This window comes from Bacteroides sp. L10-4 (genome assembly GCF_013373675.1).
In the GTDB taxonomy this organism is placed as follows: Bacteria; Bacteroidota; Bacteroidia; order Bacteroidales; family Bacteroidaceae; genus Bacteroides; species Bacteroides muris.
This window is the reverse complement of the sequence record NZ_JABXJH010000034.1, coordinates 1-22,303: the sequence shown is the minus strand read 5'-3', so window position 1 is coordinate 22,303 and position 22,303 is coordinate 1. Positions and strand designations below refer to the sequence as shown.

Genomic DNA, 22,303 nt, shown 5'->3' with positions numbered 1-22,303 from the left:
TCCCTCCCCCAGTTATCCGAAAGCGCATATTTACATTATGATGTTTTTTAGGCGCGGATTACGCGAAAAACGCGGAGTTTTTCTTTGTTTCTCCGTGAAATCCACGTACTTCCACGCCTAAAAAATAATCAGAAAGAAAACAGCCTCAGAACAATTTCCGCATCGCTCCTTTATCTCCCACCACAAGATAGGTATTCCCGTCAATCAGTAAAGCGCGCCCACGTTTCTTCTTTCGGTTTTCCTCGTTATCCACATTCACTCCAATCACCCGTCCATCATAGAAAGTGGAAATGTCCTTAAAGATGGTATGCCCCACAATGATATGTTCGACGTCATAACGTTTCAACATCAGTTGCAGGGAGTCTTGTGCCAATGGATGGTATTTTGCATCCGTCCGTACCAATCCACGATACCAGATAAGGCCGCTATTACCATATAGGAAAGCCGTGAGAGGCGATAGGGCCTTACGTTCCTTCTTGCTCATGAATAATGCACGGCTCATTTCCTCATTTACTGTGGGAATATTCAAGTCACGGTCATAAAACTCCTTTCCCAAACCTGCATGTACATACAGATTAGGTCCGATGGTCTGCATCGTATTACGGGTACCAAGCCATCTGCCAAGTTCTGTGTCCAGACCGAACAATGCCGGATAATCCATACCCAGTTTTCGAGCCAATGTCTTGTACTTTTCTTTGGTATAACGCAAATCATTTGCCGTCACAAGCGGTTCATGGTTACCCAACAGAAACGAGACATGACCACCTGCATCCGCCGCCTCCTTCTCCAATTTATAGAACAGCCAAAATATCTGCAGCACATCTTTGCCACGGTCAAATATATCACCGATAACCACCAGATGATTGGTTCCAAAATTCCAATGGTAGTCTTTATCAATGACATTGTTGCCCCGCAGCAAGCTCATCACGCAATTCAACTTGCCATGGGGGTCAGACATCACAAACACTTTATCCGGTTGTCTGTATTGCCATTCCGGACGTTTGACCGGATGCAGCTTCACATCAAACGGATAACGCCCTTTGTGGTCTGTGACATGAAGGGTGAAATCCTGAGGAAGTACCGTATAAGCCGTATCTCCTATCTGCCCCCGGGCTGTAACGCTTATGACGCGCACCTTGCCGTCCGGTTCATAAATCACATAAGGTCCGTCTGCCGACAATTCCTCCTTCCTCTCCTTATCCTTCTTCTTACCGTCTAAACCAAGAGTTCCGGCACTTAGGCCGGAACTGATGAAGGTTAGAATAAATACAGTAAAAATTGATTGTCATCCATGACATGGGGTACAGAAATATCCTGAAGTGCAAAAACCAATATCAGCACCGGTGCAATAAAAAGAGCAACGTACCGTAACAGTTTCAAATGTCTCCTTCTGAGCTCCACCCTCTTGATACGTACTTCGACACCTCTCCATCCAGCCTGCGAATCAAACTCCATTTTACGAATTTCGTGCTGTGCATAATGTTCATCACTACAAATCTTTTGGAAAAGCTGCTCATGGCTTTTGCTCTCTTTGCGCCATTTATCCAAAAAACGGTTTTCTTCCGGTGTTACTTCACCGGATAGGTGCCTGGAAATAAGATGAGCTATATGAAAGTATTCTTTTATCATAATCCGGCATGTTTTAGTCTATCTTTAATGATAATACAAGCCAAAATGAAAACATGGTGAATCGATAAAGACTTTTTTTTGAAAAAATAGAAAAAAATGTGCTTTTAGATAAATAACAGAAGGCAATAATAATAATAATCGGTAAGGAATGCACGGAGCTTTTTATAAGCCACTTTTTTAAGAGTATGTACCGTTTCAGGAGAGACATTGAGACGCTCTGCTATTTCTGCATTCTTTTTACCTTCCAGAGCCAACTGCATGATAGCTCTCATTTGGGTAGGAAGTTTCTCTATAGCTTCTGACAGAATCCGGAAAGTCTCTTCTTCCACAATCGCATCACGAAAAAAAGCATCTGTCTTTTTGGCTATAATCTTTTGCTCGTATTCATGAGCTACCTTCGAATGCTCAAGTTCGTTCAAGGCATGGTTACGTACGGCCGTATAAAGAAAAGCTTTCACCTGATGAAGATAAAAGAAATCGTCTCTTATCTGCCACAACTTGGCAAATACGTCTTGTACTATATCTGCTGACATATCCGCATCCTCCATGTATTGGAACGCGAAGGAACAAAGCGCCGCATAATATTCCTTAAAAATATTATGAAACTCTTGCTCATCCAGCTTAATGCTTACAACAGAACGAGACTTATCCTTTTTTATCAGATTTAGCGCCATATTTATGCTTTTCGGGCGCTAATATAGTTAGATTCTCAGAATATAACCAATATAACTATCAATCCTCTAAATCTTTTTCCCATAAATCAATATCGGATGGAGTTTTCCATAAGCTCCACCCGGATGTGTTGTTTTTCACTCCTTCATTTCTATATTCCGTCAGTGTCATTCCCATTTTCCACTTGAAGCATCCCCGCACTGTGGGCGGGAGAGAAAGGCACGTACATGAGGGTCAGTTCCCTCCTCCCCCCCGACTCTCGTAATCGACATAAATGCTGATACAATAAATTTACAAATTAAATTCATCTTCATGTCGTCATTCATTTTTTGGCATAAGACCGGTTTCATTTCCAAGAACAAAAGTAATGCTTTCTTTCCAAACGGACGTATGCTTTTCAATGCAGAGGGTGTATTATTCGGTTTTCGTGTACGGAAACGAGCATTTTTGTGCACGATAACGACCAATTTCGTCCGAAATCATTCCATTTACTAATAATTATGCTTTTCAAGTTTGATTAATTGAGAAAAGGTCTTATTTTTGAGCCCGGTTTTTAATTCATACTATTGCAAAACATTATCAATTATCTAATTAAATCACAAAAAATGGAACAAGTTTTCGGTTATATCATCGGCTTAGGAGCAGCAGTGATGATGCCTATAATCTTTACAATTTTGGGATTATGCATCGGCATCAAGTTCAGCAAGGCATTAAAGAGCGGTCTGTTGGTAGGCGTCGGCTTCGTAGGTCTGTCAGTAGTCACTGCGTTGTTGACCAGCAGCCTCGGTCCTGCTCTGAGCCAAGTCGTTGAAATTTACGGTCTTCAATTGAAAGTATTCGACATGGGATGGCCTGCGGCTGCAGCTGTAGCCTATAACACATCAGTGGGTGCATTCATCATTCCGGTATGTTTGGGAGTAAATCTTCTGATGTTATTAACGAAAACAACCCGTACGGTCAATATCGACCTTTGGAACTACTGGCATTTCGCATTTATCGGTGCAGTTGTTTATTTTGCCAGCGACAATATCTGGTGGGGCTTCTTCGCCGCTATCATCTGCTATATCATTACCCTGATCATGGCCGACTATACCGCCGACAAATTCCAAAGATTCTATGACAAAATGGAGGGTATCTCCATTCCCCAGCCTTTCTGCGCAGGTTTCGTTCCATTTGCCGTAGTCATCAATAAAGCATTGGACAAAATCCCCGGTTTTGACAAATTGAACATCGATGCGGAAGGCATGAAGAAGAAATTCGGGCTGCTGGGTGAGCCTTTGTTCCTGGGAATTCTGGTAGGTTGCGGCATCGGTGCCTTGTCTTGCAAGAACGGTCAGGAACTGGTAGACAAGATACCTTATATATTAGGTTTGGGTATCAAGATGGGCGCCGTGATGGAACTGATTCCGCGTATCACCGCTTTGTTCATCGAAGGCTTGAAGCCTATCTCCGATGCTACCCGCGAACTGATTGCCAAGAAATTCAAAGGTGCTGTCGGTCTGAACATCGGTATGAGTCCCGCATTGGTTATCGGCCATCCTGCAACGCTGGTAGTTTCCCTGCTGCTGATTCCCGTAACCATACTGTTGGCTGTCATCCTGCCGGGTAACCAGTTCCTGCCTTTGGCGTCGCTGGCCGGAATGTTCTATCTCTTCCCGCTAGTACTGCCCATCACGAAAGGGAATGTAATAAAGACGTTCATCATCGGACTGGTTGTACTGACCATCGGCCTTTATTTCGTAACAAACCTCGCCCCCTATTTCACACAAGCAGCCCACGATGTATACGAAAAGACACAAGATGCTGCCGTAAATATTCCTGCCGGCTTTGAAGGCGGCGCACTGGATTTTGCATCCAGCCCCTTTGCTTGGGTCATTTTCCACCTGACCTACTCGCTGAAATGGATAGGTTCCGGTATCCTTGCATTATGCACATTGTTCCTGATGATTATGAACCGTCGTGCTATCATCAAATACCAGAAATCAATCAAAAATTAAAAGTTAAAAATTAAATAGTAACGCAATTATGAAAAAGTTAGTACTTGCATTTATGATGGGAGCAGCTGCCATGGCAGCCAATGCCCAAGTGAATTACAAAGTGCAGACCGCCTGCCATCCGCAGGACGTGAAGCATTATGACACGGAACTGCTGCGCAGCAGATTCATGATGGACAAAGTGATGGCTCCGGATGAAATCAACGTAACCTACACCCTCTACGACCGATTGATTTACGGTGGCGCTATGCCGGTGAACAAGACATTGAAGTTGGAAGTGTTCCGTGAACTGGGTCCGGAAATCACCTACTTCCTCGAACGTCGCGAACTGGGTGTCATCAATACCGGCGGTGACGGAGTGGTAACTGTAGACGGTAAGGAATACCCCATGAAATATAAGGAAGCACTTTACGTAGGCTGCGGAAATAAGGAAGTAACCTTCAAGAGCAACGACGCCACCAATCCTGCCAAGTTCTACATCAATTCGGCTCCAGCCTACAAGCCCTACGTCACCCAGCTGATTACGACCGATGCCAAGCTTCAGAAAGCCAACCCCAAGAAATATGCACTGGGTATCTCCGACCATTATGGAAAAATGGAGGACAGCAACGACCGCATCGTAAATCAGCTGATTGTGAAAGATGTGTTGGAAAGAGTGAAAGACGGTGGCACCAACCAGTTGCAGATGGGACTCACGGAACTGGCTCCCGGCTCCGTATGGAATACCATGCCTGCCCACACGCACACTCGCCGCATGGAAGCTTACTACTACTTTAACCTGAAACCCGGCAACGCTATCTGTCACCTGATGGGCGAACCGCAGGAAGAACGTCTGATATGGCTGCACAACGAACAAGCCATCACTTCTCCCGAATGGTCTATCCACGCTGCTGCCGGAACCAGCAACTATACTTTCATCTGGGGTATGGGCGGTGAAAACCTGAAATACAGTGACAAAGACGAAATCAAATACAACGATATGAAATAAAGTTGCCCGTAACACCCGATAGGCATGGACTAAGTCCATGCCTATTTTTGTCATTTTCTACATCCTTTTTACCCGATATTACACCTCGAATAACACACAAGCCCCTGCATTTGCATCAAAATATAAATCTATTATCATGAGTACATTTCAAAACACTACGGGGCGGATGACCAACTACCGCTGGATTATCTGCGCCATGCTATTCTTCGCGACAACCGTCAACTACCTCGACCGCCAGGTTCTTTCATTGACCTGGAAAGATTTCATCTCCCCCGAATTCCACTGGACTGATACACACTACGGCTACATCACGGCTATCTTTTCCATCGTCTATGCCTTAGGCAATCTGTTTGCCGGACGTTTCATCGACTGGATGGGAACGAAGAAAGGATATTTATGGGCCATTGCCGTATGGTCTATCGGCGCTTGTATGCACGCCCTCTGCGGACTTGCCACAGAAATAACCCTCGGCATTGAAAATGCCGCCAACATGATTAGCGCTACCGGTGCATTGGCCTCTACCATAGCCATCACCAGCGTTTATTACTTCATTGCCACCCGTATCATACTGGGCATAGGTGAAGCAGGAAACTTTCCTGCCGCCATCAAGGTGACAGCCGAATATTTTCCCAAAAAAGACCGCGCCTTCTCCACTTCCATCTTCAATGCCGGCTCTACTATCGGAGCACTGATAGCCCCATTGTGTATCCCTACCCTGGCCCGCTACTTCCAACGCATGGGCGTGGGCAACGGCTGGGAAATGGCTTTTATTGTTATCGGCGGATTGGGTTTCATCTGGATGGGACTGTGGATGTTCATGTATAAGAAGCCTGATGAAAATCCACACGTAAACGCTGCTGAACTGACGTATATAGAACAAGACAAAGACAACGAGGAGGATAAAAAAACAGCTACTCCGGCAACCAACGACGAAAAAAGCATTTCTTTCCTGCAATGTTTCAAATATCCGCAGACTTGGGCTGTATTTTTCGGCAAGTTCATGACGGACGGTGTATGGTGGTTCTTCCTCTTCTGGGCACCCGCATACATCTCGGACGTTTACGGATTCTCCTCAGATACTCCCACAGCACAGATGCTTATCTTCATGCTCTATGCCATCACAATGCTGTCCATCTATGGCGGGAAACTGCCCACCATCATTATTAACAAGACTGGCAAGAACCCCTATGCCGCACGCATGCAGGCCATGTTCATCTTCGCACTGTTCCCACTATTGGCATTGTTTGCACAACCATTGGGCAATAAGGAGGTATTCGGCGAACAAGCCTATTGGTTCCCGATTATCATCATAGGTATTGCAGGCGCGGCCCATCAGTCTTGGTCGGCCAATATCTATTCTGTAGTAGGTGATATGTTTCCCAAGAGCACAATTGCCACCATTGTGGGAATCGGAGGTATGGCAGGCGGCATCAGCTCATTCCTCATTAACATGAATTCCGGTTTGCTGTTCGACTATGCCGACAAGACACAAATGGTATTTCTTGGATTCCAGGGCAAACCTGCCGGATACTTCATCATCTTCTGTGTGTGTGCAGTGTCCTACCTGATAGGCTGGTGCATCATGAAGGCACTGGTTCCGAGGTACAAACCGATTATAGTGGACTAATCAGAAGTCTTTTTATAGATATTCAGAGCCATGCAGAGTTTGCAAAGTGCATTACATGCCTTGCAAACTCCGCACAAAAAAAGCCTTTTCTCACGAAATGGCTTTTCTTCGTTCAATTACAGTCAAAAACAAAAAACTGTAAATGGAACACAATTTAAGATGAAAAAAAGGGAAGTCTCACGACTTCCACAATTCTTCTAACCTTAAATCTAAATCTCTATGAAAAAAACGTGATGCAAAGATAATGGTTTATCTCACACAGCGTTATTAATAAACTATATAAAGAAGCTGAAAATATTTAAAATTTACTAAATAGCGCAGTTGTCAATGACAAACTACCGACAAAAGCTCGGCATAAATAGGATTAAGTTTCAATAGTTGCGGCACTCCTGTCATAAACATCTGCTTACGGGCACGAGTAAGGGCAACATTCAATTTCCGGTCAATCCAAGTACCGTTTTCCTCCGTCATATTTGCCAGAAACTTCAACTGATAAGCCCGATTCACACAGAAAGAGTAGATAATGACATCCCGTTCGCTACCTTGGAAGCGTTCCACGGTGTCTACCAATATATCCTCCAAAGGAGCAATACCCAAAGTGGCAATCTCTTTCTTAATCAAGGCTATCTGACTGCGATAAGGAGTAATTACACCTAAAGTGACAGCCGGATTGAAACCGGAAACAGCAGCATACTGCCGGTAGATGGCCGCTGCCAACCGTGCCACAATCCGCGCCTCCGAATGGTTCATCTTGGCCGACTGTGCCGGCGGTTCGACTGCGGAAGGCAGAAAAGCGACACGACGAGTCAACAAATCGGCAAATTCACAATCACACAACTCAGGAGCAAGGCTCAGCTCGCCCTGCTGGTGTGGCAGACCAACCGGCTCCAGCAGACCACCATAAAAAGCCTGGTTAGGAAACAAAGCTACTTCGATATTCATGCGCCCCTGACGGCAGAGCATGTCATAAGAGGGATGAGGGATAAGGGATGAAGAACGAGAGGTTGATGCCTGGCGATTGACACCCTCTCTGGACAGGTTTCTATAAAGGCGTTCGAAAAGGGAATCTTTCAAATTATACAATCCGATGGCCTGCAATGCTTCGTCACACACTTCCGACTGTTGGGACGACTGCAAGACCACTGCAGGCAGCTGCTTATGGTCACCTATCAAAATAAATTTGCCAATGGCATCCGCACCTGCGGGATTGCGGGTACAGAGCACCCCCAGCAGTTGTGGTTCCAAAATTTGGGTAGCCTCATCCACAATCGCTACATCAAAAGTCTTCAACCGAAAAAGCTCGGTCTTGGAAGAAAGCGTGGCAACCGTACCGACAAAAACACGGCAACGGGCAATGCGCTCCTGCACCTGCCGCCGAGTGGCACAAGATTCCAGCACATTCTCAATCAGATACGGACGGAATGACTCGTCGCAAGACAACTCACTGCCTAGACGGATAAAGTATATTTCCGGCTCAATGGAAGCCAGCGCCTTACTGATTTCGTCTACGGCGCGATTGGTATACGAAAGCAGCAGAATCTGTTTCCCCTCCCGGTAAAAGGCTTCTACCATGCCCCGCAACGCACGGGAAGTCTTGCCGGTACCCGGAGGACCGATTAAAAGGAAATAGTCGCGGGCAGCCTGCGCTTTCAAAGTAATCCGCGAAAAATCATCCGGAGCGGTCGCAATACTGGCATCCAAAGAAGCATCGAATTCGGGAGGGCGCTGCCCCAACAACAAGTCACGCCGTCTTTGGGTGGCAGAAAGAAAAGCGGAAAGTCCCAGATACATGCTACGGAAGGAGGTGTCCATATAGTCGTGCTCTATGGCATAGAGACTAGCAGCAGGCAATACCCCCGCATTCTGCTGCGTGGCACGAAGACGGATGCAAACTTCGTCATCGGATATGCGCTCTATATTGCCTTTAAACACCATCTTGTTGGTAACGTTGTCGGTATCCTTATTCCGTTCATAAAGAACCACCGCATCACCCTGACGGAAATTGGGAAGAACCCGCTCCTGCCGGGAAACAACAGTTTGCTTCGTTCTGAGTGACAAATACGGCTTATGCGCATCTGCCGCATGATTCTCGCAAATAGTCAAATCGTACAGAATTTCACCTGCCTCACATTTCTCAGCCAGAGTGGAAAGCCAGAGGGCGGCAGCACCGGTACGTCCTTCATAATCTACATCTCCAGATTTGGAGGTATAGAGTTCCTTAGTTATAAAGTTATAGAGCGTATAGAAATAACTTTGCTCTAACGACGAAAGAGAACAAATGCGTTGTGCTACAGCATCGATAGAGGGATAAAGGAAACGTTTCCACAAGGTATTGTCCAAACCACGCTCGTTCAAGGTGTCCGGACGAATGTCTTTCAGGCGCTCTGCCGTATACTGCGGGCTATTCCGTAACTGGATGCCATATTCATTGGCTACAATCCGGTTACGCACATCCATCACGCGGCGCACCATTGCCCACGAAGGACGCGCCGGATAGAGCAACGGATAACGGGTATAGAGCAGATAAGCCTTTACACGCCGATGGTCCATTCCCATAGAATACTCCAACACGGCCTGATAGAGCAACATCTGCACCTTATTATTTTCTTTAGGCTCCACCTTGCCCCGGATGGAATACTCGTCCGCCTTGCCTGACTTCATTTCAATGAACGAGGTCATATCCCGCTGCATATAGTCCAGACGCCCTTGCAAGCCCAATGCTTCACAAATGTAAGAGGGTTCCAGCACGGCATCAGTCCTATCGAGCTCATAGCCGGATGCACGGAATGTTTCTGTCACTGTCTGACAGATATTGTCGAAATGGCGCTTGCAATCAGAAAAGAATTCAGCTTCTTTCTCCCGGTCGCGCAGGTCGCCACATGCTGCCAGTTCGATAGGGTAAGAACGGAAGGCCTTCTTCATGCATGCCAGATAATCGGGTACCTCCTTGGCATGAATCCATTCGTCCAGAAAAAGGTTGGCAATATTACCCAACAGTAACGGACGGGTATTGTCCGGCGACTGGAGCCGCGCCAAGATATAGTTAGCTGGATGATGCCCGTAATCCTTGAAACATTCGGCAAGCGAACTGATGTCTATCAAGTAATCGGGCTCAAGTATAATAAAGGAAGGAGTGAGTATGCCGGCTTCGTCCACCGCAACATCCAGCAGATTGATCTGGGCATGCCGCCACAGAATCCGGCAGGTTTCTGCAAACTCTTCATTAATCTGAGGTACATTGTAACGGACACGCAACGGCTCATCGGCCACAGTATCTACAGGTAATACATACAAACAGGTATCATCGGCATACTGAAAACAGACACGCATGCGCTTTATCCGCTCTTTGGCGGGCGGCGCCACTATATAGGTGGCATCCGCACGGGGTAGCAGGCGATAGAGATCCGCAGGTATCTCCTCCCCCGTCAAGCGCTTTACAAAGAATGCCAGCGTTTTGGCATCACGCAACAATTGTTCACGCTGCGGCTCTGCCTGGCGGTTCAGGATAGCATTGGAAGTCAGCCGGAAAGTATGCAGACGATTTTGCTCCACGGTGGAAAGCCCAGCCTTCGAAGCCACGAAACTGATACGTGCAGAAAGGTCTGTCATCTGCAAACTGCTGTCAGGCATCTGTGTACGGCACAAACGCTCCAACAACTCGCGCAATTGCCGATAGGCCACGTCCAAGGAGATTTCCTCACCGCGACAAGCTTCCAGCAATATACTAAAATATTCCTTTACTTCACAATCCATCATTCGTCTGTATCCACTTCTTCCACTTCATCAGTCTTTTTATCCTTTATCATCAGGATACTCAACTCATAGAGCAGATAAAGCGGCACCGCCACTACTGTCAAGGTAAACGGGTCACCGGTCGGAGTAATGATGGCCGAGGCAATAACAATAATGACAACAGCATGACGGCGGTATTTCCGCAAGAAACTCTTGTGTACCAGTCCCAGCAAGGAAAGTAGCCATGTCACCAGCGGCAGTTCGAACGCCAGTCCCATGCAAAGCACCAACATCATGAAATTGTCGATGTACGAGTTCAGGGAAATTTGATTCTCGATGGCTGCACTCAACTGATAGGTGGACAGGAAACGCAAAGTCAGCGGATAGACCATAAAATACCCCAGCAACACCCCCATGAAGAACATCACCGTACCTATACCCAGCGCTTTCCTCACCCCTTTGCGCTCGTTTGGATAGAGGGCTGGACTCACAAAGCGCCAAATCTCATAGAAAATATAAGGAGCAGCCGTTACCACCGACATCCAGAAAGCGGTAGACATGTGGACAAAGAACGGTGCGGCAAGATTGATATTGACAAGCTTCACATGAAACTCCTGAGTAAAAAAATCATCCTGCAAATCCAGTTTCTGCCCAATCCAACGCAGCAAGTCATAGAAAATGAAATCATTATGGCAAGGAGCCAGTATCACATTGTCAAACAGATAAGGCATGGCAATAAAATAACCGATAGCCAATACAAACCACACACCGAGTACACGGAACAACACTCGGCGCAACTCGTCCAAATGGTCCCAAAAGGTTAGTTCTTTTTCTGCCATAAAACTAATATATTTACGATTTGACGATTTATGATTTACGACTTAGGTGCACAATGAGATGAAAGGCAACAAGTCTGCACATACTCCTGAAGTTTACAGAGTATCAAATCGCAAATCGCAAATTGTAAATCTTTTTATTTCTTCTCAGCCGGTTTATCCAAATCTTCCTGAGCCTTGCTTATTTCTTCTTTGGCTTCGTTCACACCATCTTTGAAGCTCTTCACTCCCTTGCCTAAACCACGCATCAGTTCAGGAATCTTCTTACCACCAAATAACAGCAAGATAACCAATGCAATGATTATCCATTCGGAACCGCTGGGCAGAAAGCCTAATAAAAGTAAGTTTGTCATAGTTATATCGGATTAATTATAATGCAAAGATAGGAAAATTAAGGATTAGGGGTGAAGGATTAAGGATTAATTTTATCACAATCCTTCACCCCTAATTCTCAATCCTTCCCTATCATCCTCTATTTCAGTCTTGATAATAAACACGTTTCACCCGAGTAGAGATACTTGTCAGCACCTCATAGGGAATCGTATCGAGTGCATCGGAAAGAACGGTTATAGGCAGATGGTCACCAAAAATTTCCACACTGTCCCCCTCCTTGCAATCAATGTCCGTCACGTCAATCATACAGACATCCATACAGATATTGCCTACATAGGCTGCCCGTTGGCCGTTTACAAGACAATAGGCATGCCCGTTTCCAATATGGCGGTTCAGGCCGTCGGCGTAACCGATGGGAAGAGCCGCTATACGCGACGGACGGGTGAGATGCCCTTTCCGGCTATAACCCACCGTATCCTCTTCAGGAACATCACGTATCTGAAGGATGGTAGTCTTCAATGTGCTTACATTATTCATAATAGAATTGTCTATGGGATTGACACCATAAAGACCGATACCCAGACGCACCATGTCGAATTGCGCTCCCGGGAAACGTTCGATACCTGCAGAATTACAGATATGGCGAAGTATCTTATGCGAAAAAGCTCCTTGCAATTCCATGGACGCTTTTTCGAACATTTCTATCTGCCGACGTGTAAAACTGTCGAATTGCTGCGAATCGCTCCCTACCAAATGCGAGAAGACGGAACGGACAATCACGGCATTCTGTCCCTTCAGCCGTTCTATCAGCCGGGGCATATCCTCCGGTGCAAATCCCAGACGGTGCATACCGGTATCCAGCTTTACGTGGATGGGGAAGTTTGTGATACCTTCCTTTTCCGCTTCTTTAATCAGAGCGTCCAGCAGATGGAAGCTATATACTTCGGGTTCCAACTTATAATCGAACATAGTCTTGAAAGCAGTCATCTCAGGATTCATAATGATGATGCTCGCAGTGATACCCGCTTTGCGGAGTTCGGAGCCTTCGTCGGCAACCGCCACGGCAAGATAATCGACATGATGTTCCTGCAAAGTCTTGGCTATCTCATAAGAACCCGCACCGTAAGCGGAGGCTTTCACCATGCAGACCAACTTTGTTTCCGGCTTCAGTTTGCCACGATAATAGTTCAGATTGGCAATCATCGCTCCAAGATTAACCTCCAGAATGGTTTCGTGCACCTTCTTCTCCAATACTTCCGTCAAGGAGTCAAAACCGAACTTACGCGCCCCCTTAATCAGGATAATCTCGTTTTCAAGGCGAAGTTCCCCACGCTGAATGGCGTGTATCAAGGCCGCTGTATCCGGATAAAAGGTTTTCTCTATATTAAAGCGTGCAGCGCAGGAAGATATTTCATTTCCTACACCTATGATGTGTTCAATGCCACGGCTACTTACCAGCTGTGCCACTTGCCGGTAAAGTGCCGGTGTATTCTGACCGGTCTCCAATATATCCGAAAGAATCAAAGTCCGCCTCAATCCCTTACTTTGCGAACGGCGGTAAAGAAAATCGAGTGCAATATCCAATGAGCCAAGGTCAGAATTATAACTGTCGTTAATCAGCAGGCAGTTGTTTTTTCCCTCTTTGACTTCCAGACGCATGGCAATGGGTTCCAATCTTTCCATACGCTCCGTAATCCGTTCGGCAGGAAGCATCAGATAGAGACATGCGGCCAAACAGTTCAGAGAATTCTCAATGGAAGCATCATCTATGAACGGTAGAGTAAACGTATTGTCCATATCCAGATAGCGGTAGGAAATGACAGTACAGTTATCCTGTTTCTCGACTTTACTTATATATAAAGGACGTTCCATATCTTTCCGGCTCCACGCAATCTCACGTGCAGAAAGCATGGACTTCGCCACACAGTTGCTGACGAACTCATCGTCACCATTATAAATCACGACATCACAATTCTTGAAAAGCGTCAGCTTCTCCATGCATTTCTCCTGCAACGAGAAGAAATTTTCCTGATGAGCCCCTCCTATATTGGTCAGGATGCCTATGGTAGGCTTGATGATGTTCTGCAAAGCTCGCATTTCCCCCGGCTCGGAAATACCGGCTTCAAAAATAGCAAGTTCGGACTGTTCGTTCATCTGCCACACGGACAAAGGCACTCCAATCTGTGAGTTATAACTGCGGGGAGAACGGATAATGGCACGTTCCGGACAGAGCAACTGGTGCAGCCATTCCTTCACAACAGTCTTGCCGTTGCTTCCCGTAATACCGATGACCGGTATCTGGAACTGGTTCCGATGCTGTTCCGCCAGTTTTTGCAGGGCTTTCAGCGGATTGGAAACAATAAGGTAGTTGACAGTGGAAGATTGAAAATGGATAGCGGGTTGCTGCGCATCATTATCAATTTTCAATTCTCCATGCTCAATTAATCTAAAGCTTTCTTCGCTAAGCACAAAATTACGTACTCCACGGGCATATAAATCTGCGATATAGCGCGCACCGTCATTCCTCTTGGTGGTCAAGGCAAAGAATAATGTTTCCTCAGGAAAATTCAGGGAACGGCTGTCTGTGAGCAGCCAGTCTATGGTAGCCGGCGCGTTTCCCACACGCCGTGCGCCAATACTTTCGGTTATGCTTTCAATCGAATACGACATATTTCTCTCTCTTTTTGGAAATCTAAGTACGGGTATTTTCCGTTAAGTTGGTCTATTTTTAACACAATTTGTCCTAAAAAACGCTTATACTCTTCTGAATCGGGATAAAATGGTCTATGCGACAACATCTTACGGATATTTTCACTTTCTTCCATAATCCGTAACGCATCGTCAGAGATGCAGGAATGCACGAATCGCTCCCAGACATAATCGACAGCAAGCTTAGAAGGATGCGCCATATCGTCGGCATAAAAGCGATAGTCACGCAATTCGTCGAGTAGCAGCTCATAAGCCGGAAAGTAAAAGGCATGTTCCGGAAAAAGTGTCTGAAGTTGCTCGACAGCCAACAGCAAAGTTGCTTTACTTAGGTTATTGGCATGCAATCCATCGCGGACATGACGGATGGGACTAACGGTAAACAATACTTTCAGCTTAGGGTTTCGTACCAGTACATCCGACAACAAGTTCCTATAATCAAACACAATTTCATCCACAGAAAGTTTACGACGTGTAAACTTTGCCTCCGGTTGTTTGTGGCAGTTGGATACCACACGTCCACTCTCCTTGGACTCATAAACCCACGCTGTACCAAAAGTAAGCAGAAGGTAGTCCAATTGAGAGAAGGCAGCATGTGCCTCCCGTAGTCGGGTGTTGATGTTTTCCAACACTTTTTCCTTATCAGAAGAAGAAAATTCACCATGGTGCATAGGACTATGCCAAAGTTCACGAAAAAGAAAAAGTTCCTCTGTTCCATAACTCTTCCCGGCTTCTATCTCCCGCAATGCGACAGAGATGGAAAGTGGATTATAAATCACCCCGTACGGGTTAACATTACAACGGAATTTAATGTTCAGCAGCCTTTCCCCCATTTCGGCAGCAAAACAAGAACCGAGCAGCATCAAGTGGTCGGCATGCTTCATCCGGAACAATCCGGCAGGCAGTTCAACTGGGGTACGTAAGTTCATATGTCTTCACTACATTTTATGAGTCGTCATTTCAAGGCAACAAAGATAATGAAAGAAAGCTATGAAATAATTACAAAACGTAATCATTTTATGCTTGCAAACAGCCAAAACAAGAAAAGAACAGACTTATCCACACGAGCAAAATCGGTAAGTTTGCCTACAAGCTTTTGTTCATCTTGCGAACAATGAATTTCATTGATGCGTTCAAGAGAGATTTTCACATCTTGCATGACATTGTGAGGCAAGCAATTCCGCACTGCATCGCATCCCGTTGACGAACCAATGGAAAACTCATGATTCACATGCCGTATTTGCAGCGAGTTTCTCCACGCCTTCGTAGATGTTCAACGGGGCAACAGCATTTTTGATAGGCACCAAATAGGCCAAGTCGGGTGTGCGGGGAGTTATCAGGTAGCTCAACTTGATGTTTTGCGTGGATTGCGCCCCCATAAAGGGGTCATCTTTAAAAGCGAAACTATACACCATCTCTGTCCATGAAGCCAAAGCGAACGAAGCCGTGTTGCGGTTCACACAATGATGCTTGCCGCCACGTCGGTAGTCCAATGACTGATCGAAAATATAGACTTGTGGAGTTACTATAAAAGAAAAGCGTTTCGTCCAGTGGCTTATACGTACTGACAGCTGATGTGTGTTGTCCCGGTATCGCGAAGTAAAGCTATTGTCAGCATCAAGCACAGAATGATAACCAACAGGCAGTGAACCGAATACACCTTCCTCTTCCAGCCTATCGAGCAAATAGCGGTGAGAATCCTTATCCTGAGTTTTGTGCGTAAAATTATATTCAGGCTGAATATAACTATATTCATTCATATAGTATGAATAGCCTACGTGAGTACCCAACACATAAGTTTTATTCGGTTGATTATAGTATTCGTTCTGAAGTATTTGTTGAATACTTACTTTGGAACGAATATCCACAAGCTTGATTTCACTTTTTTATTGCATGTACCCACAGTTTCCTTAAATGAAAAAGCCGTGTATTTACTTCATCTCTTGACAACAGCTAGGCAAACTTTTGCCAATAAGTTGGCAATCTTTTGACTGCATGTTGGCAAGACCTTGCCAACATATTGGCAGTAATCTGCCCGCTCACAGCTTTTTCATTTACAGGAGCTATCACTTCTCTCCGTTAGGAGTTAAAGATGTCAGAACCGATACCCTTGCGTATGTATTCACAGAAGTATCGGCTTTGGATACTGAACCCGAAGGGCAATCCCCCCTCTTAAACTCCTCCAATAAATGAAAAAGCCATGGAAGATACGCGATTTTTTCCTTGAAAAGCAAATAGCATCCGTTTTCTTTTGCTATTTTTGCATCTTGTAATCTTCAGATTAGAAATGAGAACAGAACCAACAACATATAACTTGCTTAACACCATTACATTTCCCGAGGATTTACGACAACTCAGCGTAGAAGAGCTTCCTGAAGTCTGTAAAGAATTGAGGCAAGACATTATAAAAGAGGTTTCGTGTAACCCCGGACATTTCGCAGCCAGCCTGGGCACGGTAGAGCTGACCGTTGCCTTGCACTACGTGTTCAACACTCCGCACGACCGCATAGTCTGGGATGTGGGCCATCAGGCGTATGGACACAAGATACTGACCGGACGCCGCGAAGCATTCTCCACCAACCGTAAATTCAAGGGAGTCCGTCCTTTTCCTTCACCGGAGGAAAGCGATTATGACACATTCGCCTGCGGACATGCGTCAAATTCCATTTCGGCGGCTCTCGGCATGGCGGTAGCCGCAACCAAGAAGGGAGAAAAAGACCGGCGCGTAGTTGCCGTCATCGGTGACGGAAGCATGAGCGGCGGTCTGGCTTTCGAGGGACTGAACAACGCTTCGTCCACCCCCAACAACCTTCTCATCATTCTCAACGACAACGATATGTCGATAGACAGAAGTGTAGGTGGCATGAAGCAGTACCTTTTCAACCTGACTACCAGCAACCGCTACAACCAGTTGCGCTTCAAGACATCCAGACTGCTATTCAAAATGGGACTCCTGAACGAAGACCGCCGCAAAGCACTAATCCGCTTTGCCAACAGCCTGAAATCAATGGCCGCCCGGCAACAGAATATCTTTGAAGGGATGAACATCCGCTACTTCGGCCCCATCAACGGACACGATGTGAAAAACATAGCCCGTGTCCTGCGGGACATCAAAGATATGCAGGGACCGAAAATACTGCATCTGCACACCGTGAAGGGAAAAGGCTTCGAACCTGCCGAGAAGAATCCGGACATCTGGCACGCACCGGGCAAGTTCAATCCGGAAACCGGAGAACGCCTCAAGACAGATACCAGCAACTTGCCTCCGCTTTTTCAGGACGTGTTCGGGGAAACACTGGTAGAACTGGCAAAGGAAAATCCGAAAATCGTCGGAGTAACCCCCGCCATGCCCACCGGCTGCTCCATGAACAAGCTGATGGACGCCATGCCCGACCGTGCCTTCGATGTGGGTATCGCCGAAGGGCATGCCGCCACTTTCTCGGGCGGTATGGCCAAAGAGGGAATGCAGCCTTTCTGCAATATCTACTCTTCCTTCATGCAGCGGGCATACGACAATGTCATCCATGACATCGCCCTGCTCCGCCTCCCCGTCGTGCTTTGTCTGGACCGCGCCGGACTGGTGGGAGAAGACGGACCGACACACCACGGAGTTTTCGACTTGGCCTATTTCCGTCCGATTCCCAACCTGACCATATCTTCACCGATGGACGAACATGAATTGCGCCGCCTGATGTACACCGCACAGTTGCCGGACAAAGGTCCGTTCGTCATCCGCTATCCCCGCGGACGCGGCGCATTGCTGGACTGGAAATGTCCGCTGGAAGAAGTACCCATAGGCAAAGGGCGTAAACTGAAAGAAGGCAAAGACCTGGCAGTCATCACCCTCGGCCCCATAGGAAATGTAGCCGCTCGTGCCATAGAGCGTGCGGAAAAGGACAAAGGACTCTCCATAGCCCACTACGACCTGCGTTTTCTCAAGCCGCTCGACGAAGCCCTGCTGCACGAGGTAGGACTCAACTTCCAGCATGTCGTCACCATAGAAGACGGCGTCAAAAAAGGAGGAATGGGCAGTGCCGTACTGGAGTTCATGGCAGACAATGACTATATTCCCCATATCAGACGTATCGGTGTACCCGATGCCTTTATAGAACACGGTACTATACAAGAGTTGCATCATCTTTGCGAGATGGACGAAGAGGGAATCTATAATATATTAATTAAGGACGATGATTGACGAATGAAAAGTCCGGCTACACCCATACAGCCGTCCGTAAGGAAACTCTTCATTCTTCATTCTTCATTCTTTATTCTCTAAAACATTGTGAAAATAATTATTGCAGGTGCCGGCGCAGTAGGCACACACTTGGCTAAATTGCTGTCCCGCGAGAAGCAGGATATCATTCTGATGGACGATAACGAAGAAAGGCTGACTTCCCTAAGTTCCAACTTCGACCTGATGACCGTCGTGGCATCTCCCACCTCTATCAAAGGTCTGAAAGAAGTGGGAGCGGGAGAAGCCGACCTCTTCATAGCCGTCACCCCCGACGAAAGCCGCAACATGACCGCCTGCATGCTGGCCACCAACCTGGGAGCGGAAAAGACCGTGGCACGCATTGACAATTACGAATACCTATTGCCCAAACACAAGGAATTCTTCAAGAAATTAGGCGTGGATTCACTTATTTATCCTGAAATGCTTGCTGCTAAAGAGATTGTATCAGCCGTACGCATGAGCTGGGTACGGCAATGGTGGGAATTCTGCGGAGGTGCCTTGGTACTGATAGGTACCAAGATGCGCGAAAAGGCCGAAATACTGAACATTCCCCTCCACGAACTGGGAGGACCGGAGATGCCCTACCACATAGTGGCCATCAAGCGAGGCAGCGAAACAAAAATTCCGCGAGGTGACGACACTATCCGCCTGCACGATATCGTCTACTTCACTACCACCCGCAAATACATCCCCTACATACGCAAGATAGCCGGTAAAGAAGAATATGCCGACATACGCAACGTGATGATCATGGGCGGCAGCCGCATCGCCGTGCGTACCGCCCAATACGTACCCGACTACATGCAGTTGAAAATCATTGAAAACGACTTATCCCGTTGCAATCGCCTGACCGAACTGCTGGACGACAGTACCATGATTATCAACGGTGACGGACGCGACATGGATCTCCTTGTAGAGGAAGGGCTAAAGAACACGGAAGCTTTCGTGGCTCTGACCGACAACTCGGAAACCAATATCCTGGCCTGCCTCGCCGCCAAACGCATGGGAGTTGCCAAGACCGTGGCCGAAGTAGAGAACATCGACTACATCGGCATGGCCGAGAGCCTGGATATAGGAACCGTCATCAACAAGAAGATGATTGCCGCCAGCCACATCTACCAGATGATGCTGGATGCGGACGTCAGCAACGTGAAATGCCTGACCTTTGCCAATGCCGATGTAGCGGAATTTACCGTTAAGGCCGGCTCGAAGATTACCAAACATCCGGTAAAAGACCTCGGCCTCCCGAAAGGAGCCACCATCGGCGGACTTATCCGTCAGGGGGAAGGCGTCGTGGTTATGGGTAACACCCTGATACAGCCGGGTGACCATGTAGTGGTATTCTGCCTGAACATGATGATTAAGAAAATCGAAAAATACTTTAACTAATTGAGAATGAGTAGTTGGTAAATGATTAACTTCAAGACAATCATACGGATTATCGGTATTCTGCTATTGCTGGAAACAGTCATGTTTCTGGTCTGTTCGGGCGTGTCCTTCTACTACAGAGAAAGCGATATGCTCGACTTCTGGAAAGCAGGAGGCATCACAGCAGGGGTAGGCTTATTGCTGGCGGCTCTCGGCAAGGGAGGTGAACGACAACTGACGCGCCGTGACGGATATGTACTGGTCAGCTTTGCCTGGGTGGCATTCTCTCTTTTCGGAATGCTGCCTTTCTATATAGGCGGATACATACCCGACATTGCCAATGCATTCTTCGAAACCATGTCCGGTTTCAGCAGTACGGGTGCCACCATCTTGGACGACATCGAGTCACTTCCTCATGGAATACTGTTCTGGCGCAGTATGACACAGTGGATTGGCGGCTTGGGAATCATCATGTTCACCATTGCAGTGCTTCCCATCTTCGGAGTCAGTGGCCTGCAGGTGTTCGCCGCCGAGGCAAGCGGCCCTACACATGACAAGGTTCATCCCCGTATCGGTATCACCGCCAAATGGATTTGGAGTATCTATGCCGGCATAACCGCTCTGCTTGTCGGTCTGCTGATGCTTGGAGGTATGGACTGGTTCGACAGTATCTGCCATGCATTTGCCACTACCGGTACCGGTGGCTTCTCCACCAAGCAGGCCAGCGTTGCCTACTACAATTCTCCTTATATAGAATATGTCATCTCCATTTTCATGTTTATCTCCGGCATCAACTTCACCTTGCTATTATTGTTCGTCAACCGGAAATTCAAGAAGTTCATCGGCAATGCCGAGCTGAAATTCTATTTCGGTTCAGTTATGCTCTTCACTGCCGTCATAGCCATCGTGCTTTACTATACCAGTCCCATGGGGATGGAAGAATCCTTCCGCAAATCCTTGTTCCAGGTAATCTCCCTCCAGACCTCCACCGGTTTTGCGACAGATGACTATATGCAATGGACACCCGTCTTGTGGGGGCTGCTTACCATCATCATGCTGATGGGAGCGTGTGCAGGCAGTACCACCGGAGGCTTGAAGTGTATACGTATGGTAATTCTTACCAAAGTTTCACGAAACGAGTTCAAACACATCCTACATCCCAATGCCATACTTCCGGTACGGATAAACAAGCAGGTAATCTCTCCCTCCATTGTCTCCACCGTACTGGCTTTTTGTTTTATTTATATCGCCATTATAGTCATCGGCACACTGCTCATGATGGCTATGGGGGTCGGAGCTGAAGAATCAATGGGCTGCGTTATTTCCAGTATCGGTAATATGGGACCCGGATTGGGTAAAACCGGACCTGCCTATTCGTGGAATGCCCTGCCCGATGCAGCTAAATGGCTGTTATCCTTTTTAATGCTTCTGGGTCGTCTTGAGTTATTTACCGTACTGCTGCTTTTCACACCGGATTTCTGGAAACGAAATTGATTTAGGATAAAAAGTGTAAAAATAATCATTTTTTGTTATGCGGGGATAGCAAATTGAACAATACTTATTATATCTTTGCGCCCTTGAAAGAGAGAATTGTGGTATGAAGCAATGCATTAAATACTGTTTAATCATAATCTTTGCAGCCCTATTGCACGACAGTGCAACCGGAGCTGCAGACATTTTGTGCGTTCCTGCCACCCGACAAGCAGAATGCTGCACGCTGTCACAAGCTCCTACCACCCAACAAGCAGTCCAGAAGTTCTACGACTTGTTTTCACCAAACTCCCTCTGCATAGAACATGTGGACCATACGCAAGTACCAACCAACAAAAGCGTACTCCTGCGCATGTATATCTACAAGATGCAGCAGCATGCCTATGCACCGGAATGCGACCGTTTGTTGAATCTGTCTCCTCATCCCGTACCCGACGCGAATTATTACGTGTTCGGGCTAAGAAAGATTATCATTTAGAAGGCCTGCAAGCGCAGACGCTTGCCCCTGACCTCGCCGGACAACAAATCAGAGGTTTTGTCCTCCGGTGCGATGTATCTATTATTATATAAGTAATTCAGAAAAATAAATGAACATATCAGGCTCTTTTGGAGAAGTTGATAAAGTGGGATTTGCCCAGCCCCGCCAGGCCTCGATTGACAGCGTAGAACAGATTGTCAGTCGAGACATAATCC

At 46.8% G+C, this 22,303-nt stretch carries 17 protein-coding genes; 7 read left to right on the top strand and 10 right to left on the bottom strand.

What is annotated here, in order from left to right:
- Positions 1–145 precede the first annotated feature (145 nt).
- From HU824_RS11730 to HU824_RS11720, 3 genes are all read right to left on the bottom strand, one after another.
- On the bottom strand, positions 146–1,279 hold the full coding sequence (locus HU824_RS11730; RefSeq protein ID WP_176468963.1) for a metallophosphoesterase: 1,134 nt from the start codon (positions 1,277–1,279) through the stop codon (positions 146–148).
- Positions 1,258–1,629, bottom strand: coding sequence for a hypothetical protein (locus tag HU824_RS11725; protein ID WP_255260506.1), 372 nt, complete (start codon positions 1,627–1,629; stop codon positions 1,258–1,260). Before HU824_RS11725 ends, HU824_RS11730 begins: the two co-directional genes overlap by 22 nt.
- Positions 1,630–1,733: 104 nt before the next feature.
- Positions 1,734–2,303 carry an RNA polymerase sigma-70 factor gene (locus HU824_RS11720; RefSeq protein ID WP_136009894.1) on the bottom strand — a complete coding sequence of 190 codons (570 nt, stop codon included), beginning with the start codon at positions 2,301–2,303 and terminating at the stop codon, positions 1,734–1,736.
- Between the two features lie 603 nt (positions 2,304–2,906).
- Between HU824_RS11720 and HU824_RS11715 the strand changes: the two genes are divergently transcribed.
- The 3 genes from HU824_RS11715 to HU824_RS11705 all read left to right on the top strand — a co-directional run bounded on the left by HU824_RS11715 (position 2,907) and on the right by HU824_RS11705 (position 6,910).
- Positions 2,907–4,298 carry a PTS galactitol transporter subunit IIC gene (locus HU824_RS11715; RefSeq protein WP_176468947.1) on the top strand — a complete coding sequence of 464 codons (1,392 nt, stop codon included), beginning with the start codon at positions 2,907–2,909 and terminating at the stop codon, positions 4,296–4,298.
- A gap of 28 nt (positions 4,299–4,326) precedes the next feature.
- Complete coding sequence (gene kduI, locus HU824_RS11710) at positions 4,327–5,283, top strand: 5-dehydro-4-deoxy-D-glucuronate isomerase (RefSeq protein ID WP_136009891.1); 957 nt, start codon at positions 4,327–4,329, stop codon at positions 5,281–5,283.
- Positions 5,284–5,419: 136 nt separating this feature from the next.
- Positions 5,420–6,910 carry an MFS transporter gene (locus HU824_RS11705; RefSeq protein WP_176468946.1) on the top strand — a complete coding sequence of 497 codons (1,491 nt, stop codon included), beginning with the start codon at positions 5,420–5,422 and terminating at the stop codon, positions 6,908–6,910.
- A 324-nt stretch (positions 6,911–7,234) separates the two neighbouring features.
- Here HU824_RS11705 and HU824_RS11700 read toward each other — a convergent pair whose 3' ends face one another.
- The 7 genes from HU824_RS11700 to HU824_RS11675 form a co-directional block, all read right to left on the bottom strand.
- On the bottom strand, positions 7,235–10,663 hold the full coding sequence (locus tag HU824_RS11700) for a DEAD/DEAH box helicase (protein WP_176468962.1): 3,429 nt from the start codon (positions 10,661–10,663) through the stop codon (positions 7,235–7,237).
- Entirely contained in the window at positions 10,663–11,481 is an 819-nt protein-coding gene (gene tatC / locus HU824_RS11695) for a twin-arginine translocase subunit TatC (RefSeq protein ID WP_176468945.1), read from the bottom strand. Before tatC ends, HU824_RS11700 begins: the two co-directional genes overlap by 1 nt.
- A 134-nt stretch (positions 11,482–11,615) precedes the next feature.
- A complete protein-coding gene (locus HU824_RS11690) occupies positions 11,616–11,831 on the bottom strand; it encodes a twin-arginine translocase TatA/TatE family subunit (protein WP_136009887.1) in 216 nt (71 codons plus the stop codon).
- 124 nt (positions 11,832–11,955) lie between these two features.
- Entirely contained in the window at positions 11,956–14,481 is a 2,526-nt protein-coding gene (locus HU824_RS11685) for a bifunctional UDP-N-acetylmuramoyl-tripeptide:D-alanyl-D-alanine ligase/alanine racemase (protein ID WP_176468944.1), read from the bottom strand.
- A complete protein-coding gene (locus HU824_RS11680; protein WP_176468943.1) occupies positions 14,457–15,446 on the bottom strand; it encodes a GSCFA domain-containing protein in 990 nt (329 codons plus the stop codon). The genes HU824_RS11685 and HU824_RS11680 overlap by 25 nt, the downstream gene beginning before the upstream one ends.
- Positions 15,447–15,529: 83 nt before the next feature.
- Positions 15,530–15,676 carry a hypothetical protein gene (locus HU824_RS19525; protein ID WP_217994196.1) on the bottom strand — a complete coding sequence of 49 codons (147 nt, stop codon included), beginning with the start codon at positions 15,674–15,676 and terminating at the stop codon, positions 15,530–15,532.
- Between the two features lie 61 nt (positions 15,677–15,737).
- A complete protein-coding gene (locus tag HU824_RS11675; RefSeq protein ID WP_136009884.1) occupies positions 15,738–16,277 on the bottom strand; it encodes a hypothetical protein in 540 nt (179 codons plus the stop codon).
- Between the two features lie 527 nt (positions 16,278–16,804).
- On the opposite strand from HU824_RS11675, the gene dxs reads away from it, so the two are divergent.
- The 4 genes from dxs (at position 16,805) to HU824_RS11655 (ending at position 22,088) form a co-directional block, all read left to right on the top strand.
- Positions 16,805–18,712 carry a 1-deoxy-D-xylulose-5-phosphate synthase gene (gene dxs, locus HU824_RS11670; RefSeq protein ID WP_136009883.1) on the top strand — a complete coding sequence of 636 codons (1,908 nt, stop codon included), beginning with the start codon at positions 16,805–16,807 and terminating at the stop codon, positions 18,710–18,712.
- Positions 18,713–18,799: 87 nt separating this feature from the next.
- The gene (gene trkA, locus HU824_RS11665; RefSeq protein WP_176468942.1) at positions 18,800–20,140 is read left to right on the top strand and encodes a Trk system potassium transporter TrkA; all 1,341 of its coding nucleotides are present in this window, start codon (positions 18,800–18,802) and stop codon (positions 20,138–20,140) included.
- 21 nt (positions 20,141–20,161) lie between these two features.
- Positions 20,162–21,613 (top strand): TrkH family potassium uptake protein, encoded by a 1,452-nt coding sequence (locus HU824_RS11660; RefSeq protein ID WP_176468941.1) that lies wholly within the window; start codon positions 20,162–20,164, stop codon positions 21,611–21,613.
- Positions 21,614–21,716: 103 nt separating this feature from the next.
- The gene (locus HU824_RS11655; protein WP_005823953.1) at positions 21,717–22,088 is read left to right on the top strand and encodes a hypothetical protein; all 372 of its coding nucleotides are present in this window, start codon (positions 21,717–21,719) and stop codon (positions 22,086–22,088) included.
- Positions 22,089–22,303 lie beyond the last annotated feature (215 nt).